This is a genomic window from Winogradskyella eximia (assembly GCF_003386165.1).
In the GTDB taxonomy this organism is placed as follows: domain Bacteria; phylum Bacteroidota; class Bacteroidia; order Flavobacteriales; family Flavobacteriaceae; genus Winogradskyella; species Winogradskyella eximia.
In genome coordinates this window covers 180,057-193,528 of the sequence record NZ_QRDV01000002.1, presented here as the reverse complement: position 1 = coordinate 193,528, position 13,472 = coordinate 180,057, and the positions used below count along the sequence as shown (strand labels likewise).

The following is a 13,472-nucleotide window of genomic DNA, read 5'->3' as shown; positions in this document are numbered from 1 at the left end:
ATTTTATGTCACCACAACTCATCACAATCCAAAGGAAAAAAGTAATCGGAATGAAAAGCTCCATGCATCATAATGAATTCGGAAATATTGCTGCTTTATGGAAACGTTTTATGCCAAGACAAAAAGAAATTGGTAATAGATCGAATAACGAATTAATAGCATTGCAAATTTATGATGATTTCAATGCCATGGAAAATCCTTTTAATATTTGGGCTTGTGTAGAAGTATCTAATATTAATACTGTTCCAGACGGAATGGCTTCGTTTACAATTCTTGAAGGTGATTATGCCGTATTTCTTCATAAAGGCATGAATGCCTCTAAAACCTACCAACAAATTATGACAGAATGGTTACCTACTTCTGGTTATGAAATTGACAATAGACCACATTTTCAAGTAATGGGAGCGAAGTATATAAATGGAAGCCCTAATTCTGAAGAAGATTTTTATGTGCCGATTAGATTAATTAAAAATTAACCCTATAATCACAACCACTCTTATAATTACTACAACCAAAAGCAGCTTTCCCTTTCAATAGTTTACCAGTTTTACATTTTGGACAAGTATCTCCAGCTGAAACGGTCACTTTTTTAGCAATCTTTTTAGGTTCAAATTTCAATTTATAAGCATCATCAAAGCGCAATAACCCTTCTAAAGTTTGTCCTTCAATTTTAAAGCCTTTTAAATTTACGGTAGAGCCTTTACTTAGTAATCTAATATATTGTTTTTCTGAAATTTTCTTTTCTCCAAAACTAAAAGGTAAAGTAAAATCACAAGATTTACCGTACAGATTACAGCCATAAGCCGATTTTCCTTTTAAAAGTGAACCCGATTTGCATTTAGGGCAAGAACTGCCGATAAGAGCTTCTGACTTCGATTTTGCCTTTGTTTTCGATTTTGGTTTTCCTGCTGGTTTATTATTTACAGCCGAAATTCGATTTTCTACTTTTTCACTTCGTACCTCGTAGACTAAAGCATCAACCATACGCTTCATACCTCTAATAAACGCGCTTGCAGTATAGTCTCCTTTTTCAATATCCTTTAATTGTTTTTCCCAAGAACCCGTGAGTTCTGCGGATTTTAAAAGTTCATTTTGTATGGTATCAATGAGTTGGATACCTGTAATGGTTGGGAGAATCTGCTTTTTATTTCGTTTTATGTATTTACGTCTAAATAATGTTTCAATAATATTGGCACGTGTAGACGGACGTCCAATACCATTCTCTTTCATTAAATCTCTTAATTCATCGTCTTCAACTTGCTTACCGGCAGTTTCCATAGCACGCAAAAGTGTGGCTTCCGTAAACTGATTTGGTGGCTTAGTTTGTTTTTCTAAAAACGAAGGTTCATGTGGTCCTTTTTCGCCTTTTACGAAAGTAGGTAGTAAGGCATCTTCTTTTTTATTCGTTTTTTCCGATTCAAAAACAATTCGCCAACCTTTAGATAGAATTTCTTTTCCAGTGGTTTTAAAATTAACATCTGCTGCTTTTCCTATTACTGTGGTGTTAGATACTTTACAATCGTCATAAAAAACAGCGATAAAACGTTTTACAATAATATCGTAAACTTGTTGCTCATTGTATTGCAAATGCGTTTGCATTCCGGTTGGAATGATGGCGTGGTGATCCGTTACTTTTTTATCATTAAAAACACGTGAAGACTTCTTTATCTTTTTGTTTAAAATAGCAGTTGTAAGACTTGAATAATCAGTTAGTTTAGATAAAATACCTTTTACTTTTGGGTAAACATCATTTGGTAAAAATGTAGTATCAACTCTTGGATAAGTAACTACCTTTTTCTCATATAATTTCTGAGCAATTTTAAGCGTATCATCTGCAGAAAATCCAAACTTTGTGTTACAATATACTTGTAATCCTGTTAGGTCAAATAACTTTGGTGCGTATTCTGTTCCTTTCTTTTTAGTTGTAGATACAATTTCAAACTCGTGTTCTTTTACTTTATTGGCAAGTATTTCTCCATCTTCCATTTTAAGAAAACGGCCTTCTTCATAACTAAAAAGAGTCTCTCTATAAAGTGTTTGTAATTCCCAATAAGGTTGTGGTATAAAGTTTTCAATTTCCTTAAAACGATTTACAAGCATCGCAAGGGTAGGGGTTTGAACGCGTCCAACAGATAATACCTGTTTATATCCTCCATGCTTTACAGTATAAAGTCGTGTTGCATTTATACCCAAAAGCCAATCACCAATAGAACGTGAAAAACCAGCATAATAAAGGTTATCGTAATTTTTTGAAGGTTTTAGATTTTTAAATCCTTCTTTTATAGCCTCAGTGGTTAAAGACGATATCCATAAACGTTGTACTTCTCCTTTATAGTTCGCTTTGTTTATAACCCAACGTTGAATTAACTCTCCTTCTTGGCCAGCATCACCACAATTAATCACCACATCCGCTTTATCAAATAAACTTTTAACGATGTTGAATTGCTTTTTAATCCCATCATTATTAGCTACTTTAACTTCAAATTTTTCAGGTAGCATGGGTAAGTTGTTTAAATCCCAACTTTTCCAGTACGGTTTATAATCAACAGGTTCAAATAAAGTACAAAGATGTCCAAAAGTATACGTAACGGCATAACCATTGCCTTCGTAGTAACCATCTCGTTTTGTGGTAGCACCTAATACAGACGCAATTTCTCTGGCAACACTTGGTTTTTCGGCAATACAGACTTTCAAATTAGATTCATTTATTTAGAAGGTGCAAAGTACTGAATTTTATAAATTCTAACTTCGTTTTAAAGTTCTAAAACTAATTTTTGACCAATTTTTAAAGGAGCGTTTTGTTTAATAGCATTAGTGTGGCACAATGCAGCTACAGACATATTATTACGACGCGATATGCCATAAAGCGTATCACCTTTTTTAACCACATAAAATTTAGGTTGCTTAGTTAAACTTAATAAAGCAGCTTCATCTGCAGATTTGATCACTTGCACTTTACTCGCTAGTTTAGAATTGTGAAACCTAGCATGCGTCCATTTTTGCGTCACCCAAACTTGCTTTTCTCTAATCTCATTTTTAGGTGAAAAGTCAAACAAATATTCAGGGTGAATAGATTCACCTTTATACGTTAATTCTAAATGTAAATGGCTTCCTCTCGAGTTTCCTGTATTTCCACCTTTACCTAAATATTGTCCTTTTTTAATGCTATCATTAGCTTTTACTCCAATATGTGATAAATGTGCATAGGTAGATTCTAAACCATTGTAATGCCTAACCACCACAGCATTTCCAAAGCCGTTAGTGTATTTTGCATAGCGTACAATACCTTCTAAAACGGAAACAACAGAATCTCCTGTAACTAAATCGATATCTATGCCTTTATGTGGTCGTCCTCTTCTCCAGCCATAGCGAGACGTTACTACTTTTATATGTGGCACAGGAGAAGCATAAGTGCTATCTGTAAAAGTTAATTCTAAAGGAAATTGTTGAAAAGTATTACGGTATGGATTATAAACGGTAGTGTCCCAATGGTCAGATTTTATATCAATTGCTGGTGCAATTTCGGTTATCGAAACTAAAGGAATTTCAATAGCTTCAATTAAAACACCTTTATTAAATTTAGCCGTTGGTAAGTCAATTTTTATAGAACTTGTAAGGGAATCTTCTTGTGCGAACGTTAATAAGGTACTGCAAAGAATAGCAATACAGAAAAAAATGTATTTCATAGAGGGGAAAAATAATCTAATAAGCATTTGAAACGTAAATATATAATAATTATTGTTTAATCATTAAATACGAAATTAAGATTGGTTCTATATGTTTAACATACTTATTTCTATATGAGTTATAATTACTTATATATGAGCCAAAAGACTCATGTAAATTCAACTAATTTTGTCTCAAAGCACTATAAAATAGTATGAAAAAGAAAAAGTATAGGCGTTAAGCTTATCGTTTTGGTTAGGTTGAAAAAGCATCAATTCATTTGATGCTTTTTTTGTGGGCCAAAGTGTTGTAAATTTGCAACTTCAAAAATATAATCCGAAACAAAATTTATGTCTCAAACAAAACAAGCTGTTCAAGAAAAAAAAACCGATAAAGAATTATATGACTACCAACAAGGTGCAATAAGCCAGATTTTTGAGAAGTTCGATACTGAACGTGAAGATTATCACTTATTATATCAGTTACCAACTGGTGGTGGAAAAACGGTAATCTTCTCTGAAATGGTGCGCCAATACCTTAAAAATCACAAAAAGAAGGTGTTAATTATGACGCACAGAGTGGAACTTTGTAACCAAACGTCTAAAATGTTGGATGGTTTTGGTGTGACAAATAAAGTAGTAAACAGTAAGGCAAATCTAGACGATCAAGCAGACTACTCTTGCTTTGTAGCTATGGTAGAAACCTTAAATAATAGACTAAATGATGACATGTTAGATATTTCTGATGTTGGTTTAGTCATTATTGATGAGGCGCACTATAACTCATTTACCAAACTATTTAAGTTTTTTGAAAAATCTTTTATTCTAGGAGTAACCGCAACACCTTTAAGTTCTAATAAAGAGTTGCCAATGAAAGATAATTACGATGAACTTATTACTGGTGAAACTATTGAGAATCTTATAGAAAATGAGTTTTTGGCACGAGCAGAAACGTATGCTTACGATATGGGATTAACGTCTTTAGAAGTTGGTTCTAATGGTGATTATACGGTAAAATCATCTGAAGATTTATATTCTAGTCCTGCGATGCTTCAAAAATTAGTAGATGCATATAAAAAACATTCACTAGGGAAGAAGACCTTAATATTTAATAATGGTATTAATACGTCTATTAGTGTGTATTATGCTTTTAAGGAAGCCGATCTTCCTATTATGCACTTGGATAATACGGCAACAAAGAAACAACGTAAGCAGATTTTACAGTGGTTTCATGAAACTCCAGATGCTATTTTAACATCAGTAAGTATCTTAACCACAGGTTTTGATGAACCAACTATTGATACTATTATATTAAACAGAGCAACCAAATCGTTAACCTTATATTACCAAATGATTGGTCGTGGTTCTCGTATATTGAATAATAAATCGAAATTTACAACTATAGATTTAGGTAACAACCTTTATAGATTTGGTCCTTGGGGAGCAGATTTAGATTGGCAATTAATATTTAAGTCTCCAAATTGGTATGCAGATCGTATTAAAGATGATGAAGTTATTGAGTCTACCTTTAAACATGATTTATCTGATGAAATTAAAGAAGAATTCTCTAAGTCTGAAGAAACCTATTTTGATATCAAACAAACATACAAAGATGCTGTAGATAGTGGAGAATCTTCAAAAGTAGTTTTAGAACGTTCTATTGAACAACACGCTAAAATTTGTATAGAGAATAGCGAAGATGTTTACGATGCTTTAGCCTTAGCTAAATTATTAAAAGACGATATCAATCAACGTATTGAAACCTATGCAAAATGCATTAGCCGAAGTACTTATAACTTCTTAAAATGGTTAAAAGATGATTATCAGAAAAAACTGAACTCGTATTTAAGAACTAATTTCGATGAAAAATTTGAGGAAATTCACGGGTTTCCGCCAGAAGATTAAGGTTTTTGCAAACGAAATTATTATAACAAAATAATTACACCTTCATCTTATAAAATAGCGTAATTTCGCGCCTCAAAATAAAACACTAGTAATGAAACGCATCAACCAGTACAAAAAGTTATTTTCTATAGAAGATTCAATAGATTTAAAGACTTTAAAAAAGACTTACAGAAACTTAGTAAAAGAATGGCATCCAGATAAATTTCAAGATGGAGATGCTGGACAAGAAGAGGCGGAATTAAAAAGTGTTGAAATCATTGATGGTTATCATTTTTTAGTAAGTATTGCACCAGAAACAAAGGCTGCAAACCTTGAAGAATACACTGCAACAATCACAGATTCTAGTATTGTAGATTTTCAGCACAAAGGTTTGTTATTAGAGATTACATTTTTAGACGGTTCAACTTATGAGTATTTCGGTGTTCCTAAAGGTGTATTTATCAAGTTTTTAAATTCTGATAAACAAATGCGATTTGCAAGACGTAGTATCTTTAATTCTTACACTTATAGAAAGTCTAAGAAAGAACTTCAAGAAGCATAAAATAACTTAGAAGTAGTCCTAAATTATAGTTATGAGTAACGATAAACCAGATAATATAGAAGAAATCTCAATCAATGAGATTGAAAAATGTATTTCTATTTTAGAACAATTAGTTACTGATACAGATCAAATCTTCGAAATTCCGAAACCACAACGTACAGCTTTAATTAAAGTCTCAGGACAATTATCGCGTCCTAGTAGAGAAGAATTTTCTAGAAGAAAAAAGGATGCTAAAAAAGCAGCCAAGCGAAAACAAGCTGCTAGAGATAAAAATGCGAGAAAAGTAACAGGAATACGTAGCGCAAGAGAAGCGCATATTTTTGTGGCTCCTAAATTATTGCCTGAAGCCGATTTAAAAGCTAAAGAACAATTAGAATTAGAGTCTCCAAGAAACTGCTACGTATGTAAAACATTATTCACCAAATTGCATCATTTTTATGATACCATGTGTGAAGAATGTGGCGATTTTAATTATGCCAAACGTTTTCAAACAGCCGATGTTAAAGGGCAAGTTGCTGTAATTACAGGATCGCGTTTAAAAATCGGATATCATATAACCTTAATGTTACTACGTGGTGGCGCTACAGTTATTGCAACCACACGTTTTCCTGTAGATTCTGCCTTGCGTTTTTCTCAAGAAGAAGACTTTACAGAATGGGGACATCGCTTAAAAATTCACGGCCTAGATTTAAGACACATTCCGAGTGTAGAAATCTTCTGTAATTTTATAGAACAACGTTACGAAAAGCTAGATATTCTTATTAATAATGCAGCACAGACTGTAAGACGACCAGCAGGTTTTTACAGTCATTTAATGCCAAACGAAGAACGACCAATAGAAGAGTTACCTAAGTTTGCACGCGATTTATTAAACGACCATACAGAATGTTTAATGGAGTTAAAAGAACTAACTTCTGGAGCATCACCAAGTAAAAACATGCCAGTGACATGGCATGGTCCAGAACCAGGAATTGGTTTAAGAGCGTCTGCTAAATTATCGCAGATTCCATATAGTTTTGATAATACTTTAGTAGCTCAAGAGGTCTTTCCAGAAGGAAAATTAGATGCCGATTTACAACAAGTGGATTTAAGAAAAACCAACAGTTGGAGATTAAAATTAGGTGAGATTGAAACTACAGAAATGATTGAAGTGCAACTTGTAAACTCTGTAGCCCCTTTTGTTTTGTGTAATCGTCTATCTGAAGTAATGAAGAAAGAGAACACAGGTAAGAAGCACATTATCAATGTTTCAGCAATGGAAGGAAAGTTTCATTCCTTTTTTAAAGAAGACCGTCATCCACATACCAATATGGCAAAAGCCGCTTTAAATATGTTAACACATACAGCAGCTGGTAGTTTAGCCAAAGAAGGTATTTATATGAATGCCGTGGATACCGGTTGGGTAACTGACGAGGATCCTGCTGAATTAGCAAAACGCAAACAAGACTTACACGATTTTCAACCACCTTTAGATATTGTTGATGGTGCAGCACGTGTTATGGATCCTTTATTTGATGGTATTAACACAGGTAAACATTGGTCTGGTAAATTCTTGAAGGATTATCGCCCTATTAGTTGGTAACTAACAATAGCTTAGTTCTTATATACATCAAAGAAAATTAGATTTACTCTTTTTTAAAACTCTGTTAATCCTGTTGTTATTTCAACCATTTGGCAGTATCTTAGACTACTATGACTAAAAAAGTAATTTACAAGAGACTAAGACTACTTTGTTGTTTGAGTGTTCTTATTACGCTATGGAATTGTAAATCCAAGGATATTACTGCTAGCGAAAAGTACGCTGATAACCTTACTACACTAAAAATATTGCAGGAAAAAGAAATCTACAATATAGAAATAGATGTAGCGTATCCTTTTGTGAAAGCAGCAACACAACAAGTAGCGAATACATTATTTTTGTCAAGAACAGGTAATACTGCCAATAGAATTGATGTAAGAGGTGATGGTTATTTTATAAATATAGTAAAGGACTCCGTAAAAGGGGATTTATCATTTATGGGAGAACGGCGTTTAAGCGGAGGTACATATGGTATGAATAGAGGAATAGCTTTTGAAGGAGTTCCAAAAAATTTAGAGAAGAGCATTGATAAAAAGAATAACAAACTTGAGATTAAATTCAGTATCAATCAAAATGGGGAACCATCTGAAAAATATGATGTGCGACTTCTAATATTCCCAAATAACAAAGCTGAAGTTGAGATTACCTCTACATTCAAAACTTTTATGCGTTATTCAGGAACGCTTCAGCTTGTTGATGAATTTCAATAATAAAAATAGTGCATTACTAATACTCTGATTACCACCATTCATATTTTACAATTAATTCTATTGTTTATTGCATGTACAAATTACCTTTGCACCACAATTAAATACTATGACAACATTTTCACAATTAGGAATACATAAGAATTACATAAAGGGTTTAAAAGAACTTAACATTGTAAATCCTACAGAGATACAAGAAACAGTGATTCCTATTTTATTAAAATCTAAAACGGATTTAATAGGATTAGCACAAACCGGAACGGGTAAAACAGCAGCTTTTGGCTTGCCTGTTTTACATGCTATCGATACTAATAACTCTGATGTGCAAGCCTTAATTATTGCACCAACACGCGAATTAGTGCAACAAATACAAAAGCAACTCTTTAGATTTACGAAGTATATAGATCAAAAGATTTTCTCAGAAGGTGTTTATGGTGGTGAAAAAATAGACAGACAAATTAAAAACTTAACTAGAACAACACATATTGTTGTGGCAACACCAGGCCGTTTACTAGATTTGATAGAACGTGGTGCTGTAGATATTTCAAATGTAAAAATCTTAGTTTTAGATGAAGCGGATGAAATGTTAAGCATGGGTTTTAAAGAAGACTTAACTAAAATTTTAGCATATAACACTAAGAAACGTAATACTTGGTTATTTTCTGCAACAATGCCAGAGGAAATTAAAAACATCGTTAAAACGTATATGTCTAAAGATGCTATTAGAGTTGAAGTAAATAAAAATGCTTTGGTAAACGAAAATATTTCGCATCATTTTGTTCACACAAGTATCAAAGATAAGTTGAATATAATTATTCGCATCTTAGAAAAACGCCAAGATGAAAGAGGTATCATTTTCTGTAAAACTAAAGCAGGAACACAAGCTTTGACACATCAATTACAACAAGAAGGTTTTGCTGTTGGTGCCTTAGAAGGAGACATGCAACAAAGAGATCGTGATAAAGTAATGCGTGCTTTTAAGAATGAAAGCTTACAAGTATTGATTTCTACAGATGTTTCGGCTAGAGGTATTGATGTTAATAATTTGGCTTTTATATTGCATCACCAATTACCAGAACACTTAGAATATTACACACACCGAAGTGGAAGAACGGCTAGAGCTGGTAAAACCGGACAATCTATTGCTTTAATTATTCCAGGTGAAATGCAAAAAATCTTAGATACACAGAAAGCTTTAGGGATTACATTTAAAGAAATTTCGATTTAATAAATTATTAATCGCTATTATTCAATTATATAGTGGATTTTTGCCTTCGCAGGAATAACAATCTCTAGTTTGTAAAGACTGAAGTACTTATCGATGTCACTTTGAGTGAAATTCCTTTTTTTGGAATTTTGTATCGAGAAACAGATATATACAAGAGGTTCTCGATACGATTTTTCATGCTTAAAAATCAATAGAACTGACGTTTTCGATTATAAATAGCTATTGAGACTTATTACATTTTGTAAAAGGGATGAGGAATCATTAAAATTGATAGAATTCTTCAAACCACGACATACGTCATTTTCATTTATTAGTATTATCTTGTGTCTCTATTTAATAAACACACAATTTTATACCAATGATATCATTCACAATTGAAGAAATTAACGCCTTTGTAAATGGCGAAGTTGTAGGTACAACTACACATAAAATTACAGGATTAGAGCAAATTCAAAAAGCAACCGAAAATCAGGCCACCTTTATTGGAAACCGAAAATTTGCAGCACTTTGGAAAGATTCTAAAGCAAGTTTGGCTATTGTAAATGATAATTTAGATTTAGAACCCGGTGAAAACCGCGTATTGATTAAAGTAAAGAATGCCGATTTAACAATGGCCAAATTACTAGAGTCTTTTACACCTACAACGCCTCATTTTGAAACTGAAATTCATCCTTCGGCAATTATTGATAAAACGGCTAAAATAGGAAAAGGTAGTAGAGTAGGTGCTGGTTCTTATATTGGTAAAGATGTGGTTTTAGGTGAAAACGTAACTATTTACCCTAATGTGACTATTTTAGATGAAACGACAATTGGTGATTATACCGTAGTTTGGTCTGGTACTGTTATTAGAGAACGCTCTGTAATTGGAAACCATTGTATTTTTCATAATAATGTGAGTATTGGAGCTGATGGTTTTGGCTATCGTCCAAGTGATGATGGTAGAGGACTAGTGAAGATTCCACATATTGGTAATGTAGTTATTGGAAATGGTGTTGAAATAGGAGCCAACTCTTGTGTAGATCGTGGTAAATTTAGTTCTACGATATTAGGAGATGGTTGTAAGATTGATAACCTCGTACAAATTGCGCATAACTGTGTGTTAGGTCGTTCTTGTATTATGGCAGGAAGCTCAGGGCTTGCAGGTTCTGTAACCTTAGGTGATGGTGTGATTATTGGAGGTTCTGCATCTATAAAAGATCATACGACGATACATTCTGGAGCAACTGTTGGAGCAGGCTCTGGTGTTATGAATGATGTTGCAGCTGGAAAAACAGTATTAGGATATCCTGCTGTAGACTCTAGAGAAATGTTGAAACAATGGGTTGCGCTAAGAAAATTAGCACGCTAAACCACATAACTTTATTAAAAGTAAACAATTACGTCAGTTCGAGTAAAATTCCTTTTTGGCAAATTCACTCGAACTAACGTTATTACTTCAAATTTAAATTAGGACTCTAATATTAAGCTGATTTCTGTTCTACATTTTGCTTTAAATGTAATAAGCCAGCTACCATACCATCTAATTCGTGTTCTAAGAAGTTAGCATTTCTTTTACTAAATCCTTTGATAGTGTTGGCATAGAGTTCAATTCCAGCATGTTTAATGCAAACGCTGTAGGTGTCGTTTTCTGCATCTAATTTTACTGATGTTCTGTAGTCACTAGAAATTAATAACCAGTAGCATAAACTATTAATCTGGTTAAACAAAGAGAATTTTGTTTCCATAATATTTAGATTTAATAGACTGAGGGAAATCCTCGGCTAAGGTATTGGCAATTGGGTTTTGTTTCAAATATTCATGATGTAGTTACTTCTTTTATCGACGACTTGTTTGTAATTCACTTAAAATCCGATAATTAACATGTGTTTTCACTTTGGCATCATATTTGAATACTACTAAGTAATTATTAAAAATTAAATATAATATTATTATGAGTACAGGAACAGTAAAATTCTTCAACGATGCAAAAGGCTTCGGATTTATTACAGAAGAAGGTTCAAACAAAGAACATTTTGTTCACATTTCTGGATTGGTTGACGAAATTCGTGAAGGCGATACCGTTGAATTCGATCTTACAGAAGGTAAAAAAGGATTAAACGCAGTAAACGTAAAAGTTATCTAATATATCACTTAACCTCAGTTATGAAAGCCCATCACCATGTGATGGGCTTTTTTGGCTATAATTACTTCTTCATCGTATTTAGTTACTCCTTTTTTAATTCCTAATTACTTCATTCTTATCCTTATTTTAATTCTTTCGCATTAATAGTTTTAGCAAACGAGATAATAGATCTGGCACTGAAGCGATATCTTACACCTTTCCGATATTGGATACAACACTACTAATAACATAAACACAAACGACATGATAAAACCAAGACAAAAAACACCAAACTTATCTATAAACTTAGTTAATGGTACCGAATGGACCTTAAGTAAACAGCATCCAGAAGCCTTTACATTACTTATAGTTTATAGAGGTCTTCACTGTCCGGTGTGCAAAAAGTACTTAGAAGAATTACAAACCAAATTATCTAAGTTCAATGATTTGGGTGTTAATGTAATTGCCATAAGCAGTGATACTGAAGCCAAAGCTAAGCAAACCTATAAAGATTGGGCTATTGCAGATATTCCTCTAGGTTATGAGTTTCCTATTGAAGAAGCACGTGAATGGGGTTTATTTATTTCAAAAGGTATAAAGCAAGAACCAGACACTTTTATAGAACCTGGATTATTTGTTATAAGACCTAATAAAGAATTGTATTGTGCTTCTCTACAAACGATGCCATTTGCAAGACCTGGATTAGATGATGTAATTAATGCCATCAAATTTATATTACACAAAGATTATCCTGCTAGAGGTGAGGCTTAATTGACCTTTGTACCAATCCTATTTTTTAAGCTAATTCTAATTATGAGTGATTCCAAAAACTTTAAAATTCAACATTTGCCACAGTTATTAGTAGCTGCTGCTAAATCGTGGTTTAATGGAGAACCTTTTCAGCGCAGTGCTATTGTGGCTTATTATGCTGTATTATCGTTACCTGCCTTAGTGATTATTATACTAAAAGTAGTGGGCAGTTTTTGGGGAGAAGACATTGTACAAGGGGAATTACTCAGTGAAATTTCTAAGGCCATTGGTCCAGATGCAGCTGATGCTATTAGAACTATGATAGAAAATCGTAGTGATGAACAAACCTCTGTATTTGCTACGGTTATTGGTATTGGAACGTTATTATACGGATCAACAGGTGTGTTTTTTCAATTACAATCTGCTTTAGATACCATTTGGGAACAAGAACCATCGTATCAAAATAATGTTGTCGCTACTTTAATGAGTCGGGTAAAGAGTTTTGGTTTTATACTTATCTTAGGTTTTCTATTACTGACAAGTTTTATTTTAACGTCTTTATTGAGTACGTTTAGTAAGCAATTAAACCGTTTTTTACCAGATAATCTCTTCGATTATTTGTTTGTGGTTGATTTTATTGTTTCTGTAAGCTTCATTTATTTACTGTTTGCAACTATGTTTAAGTACTTGCCATCTGCCAAAATCACTTGGAAATCTGTACGTACAGGTGCTGCATTAACTACCGTTATGTTTTTAATTGGTAAGTATTTATTGGCATTATATTTTAATACTATGGAACCAGGATCTACGTATGGTGCTGCAGGTTCTATTATATTAATTATGCTTTGGGTATCTTATTCTAGTTTAATATTATTGTATGGTGCACACTTTACCAAAAAGTATGCAGACCAATATGTGGAAGGAGATTATATCTCTTAGACTTTCTTTTTTATTGGTGTTATGACTGTCGATTATTAATTTCGATACAATTCAACA

The 13,472-nt window shown here is 33.0% G+C and carries 13 protein-coding genes; 10 read left to right on the top strand and 3 right to left on the bottom strand.

Going from position 1 to position 13,472, the window contains the following annotated elements; genetic code table 11:
- Positions 1 to 5: 5 nt before the first annotated feature.
- Positions 6 to 476 carry a GyrI-like domain-containing protein gene (locus DFQ10_RS06570; protein ID WP_181897598.1) on the top strand — a complete coding sequence of 157 codons (471 nt, stop codon included), beginning with the start codon at positions 6 to 8 and terminating at the stop codon, positions 474 to 476.
- On the opposite strand, the gene DFQ10_RS06565 is transcribed toward DFQ10_RS06570, so the two are convergent.
- Positions 466 to 2,694: a type IA DNA topoisomerase gene (locus tag DFQ10_RS06565; protein ID WP_115816609.1), complete on the bottom strand. Its 2,229-nt coding sequence runs from the start codon at positions 2,692 to 2,694 to the stop codon at positions 466 to 468. The two genes, DFQ10_RS06570 and DFQ10_RS06565, sit on opposite strands and share 11 nt — an antisense overlap.
- Positions 2,695 to 2,753: 59 nt before the next feature.
- Positions 2,754 to 3,686, bottom strand: coding sequence for a M23 family metallopeptidase (locus DFQ10_RS06560; RefSeq protein ID WP_115816608.1), 933 nt, complete (start codon positions 3,684 to 3,686; stop codon positions 2,754 to 2,756).
- 330 nt (positions 3,687 to 4,016) lie between these two features.
- Between DFQ10_RS06560 and DFQ10_RS06555 the strand changes: the two genes are divergently transcribed.
- From DFQ10_RS06555 to lpxD, 6 genes are all read left to right on the top strand, one after another.
- The gene (locus DFQ10_RS06555; RefSeq protein ID WP_115816607.1) at positions 4,017 to 5,570 is read left to right on the top strand and encodes a DEAD/DEAH box helicase; all 1,554 of its coding nucleotides are present in this window, start codon (positions 4,017 to 4,019) and stop codon (positions 5,568 to 5,570) included.
- Positions 5,571 to 5,661: 91 nt separating this feature from the next.
- Positions 5,662 to 6,111: a KTSC domain-containing protein gene (locus DFQ10_RS06550; protein WP_115816606.1), complete on the top strand. Its 450-nt coding sequence runs from the start codon at positions 5,662 to 5,664 to the stop codon at positions 6,109 to 6,111.
- Positions 6,112 to 6,142: 31 nt separating this feature from the next.
- On the top strand, positions 6,143 to 7,693 hold the full coding sequence (locus DFQ10_RS06545; protein WP_115816605.1) for an SDR family NAD(P)-dependent oxidoreductase: 1,551 nt from the start codon (positions 6,143 to 6,145) through the stop codon (positions 7,691 to 7,693).
- A 155-nt stretch (positions 7,694 to 7,848) separates the two neighbouring features.
- The gene (locus DFQ10_RS06540; protein WP_181897597.1) at positions 7,849 to 8,400 is read left to right on the top strand and encodes a DUF4251 domain-containing protein; all 552 of its coding nucleotides are present in this window, start codon (positions 7,849 to 7,851) and stop codon (positions 8,398 to 8,400) included.
- A gap of 106 nt (positions 8,401 to 8,506) precedes the next feature.
- Positions 8,507 to 9,625, top strand: a complete 1,119-nt coding sequence (locus DFQ10_RS06535) for a DEAD/DEAH box helicase (protein WP_115816603.1) — start codon at positions 8,507 to 8,509, stop codon at positions 9,623 to 9,625.
- Between the two features lie 358 nt (positions 9,626 to 9,983).
- Positions 9,984 to 10,973: a UDP-3-O-(3-hydroxymyristoyl)glucosamine N-acyltransferase gene (lpxD, locus tag DFQ10_RS06530; protein WP_115816602.1), complete on the top strand. Its 990-nt coding sequence runs from the start codon at positions 9,984 to 9,986 to the stop codon at positions 10,971 to 10,973.
- Between the two features lie 112 nt (positions 10,974 to 11,085).
- Here lpxD and DFQ10_RS06525 read toward each other — a convergent pair whose 3' ends face one another.
- Positions 11,086 to 11,349 (bottom strand): hypothetical protein, encoded by a 264-nt coding sequence (locus tag DFQ10_RS06525; protein WP_115816601.1) that lies wholly within the window; start codon positions 11,347 to 11,349, stop codon positions 11,086 to 11,088.
- Between the two features lie 206 nt (positions 11,350 to 11,555).
- On the opposite strand from DFQ10_RS06525, the gene DFQ10_RS06520 reads away from it, so the two are divergent.
- The 3 genes from DFQ10_RS06520 to DFQ10_RS06510 all read left to right on the top strand — a co-directional run bounded on the left by DFQ10_RS06520 (position 11,556) and on the right by DFQ10_RS06510 (position 13,415).
- Positions 11,556 to 11,747 carry a cold-shock protein gene (locus DFQ10_RS06520; RefSeq protein ID WP_115816600.1) on the top strand — a complete coding sequence of 64 codons (192 nt, stop codon included), beginning with the start codon at positions 11,556 to 11,558 and terminating at the stop codon, positions 11,745 to 11,747.
- A 243-nt stretch (positions 11,748 to 11,990) separates the two neighbouring features.
- Complete coding sequence (locus DFQ10_RS06515; protein WP_115816599.1) at positions 11,991 to 12,497, top strand: redoxin domain-containing protein; 507 nt, start codon at positions 11,991 to 11,993, stop codon at positions 12,495 to 12,497.
- 42 nt (positions 12,498 to 12,539) lie between these two features.
- The gene (locus DFQ10_RS06510; RefSeq protein WP_115816598.1) at positions 12,540 to 13,415 is read left to right on the top strand and encodes a YihY/virulence factor BrkB family protein; all 876 of its coding nucleotides are present in this window, start codon (positions 12,540 to 12,542) and stop codon (positions 13,413 to 13,415) included.
- Positions 13,416 to 13,472: the final 57 nt, after the last annotated feature.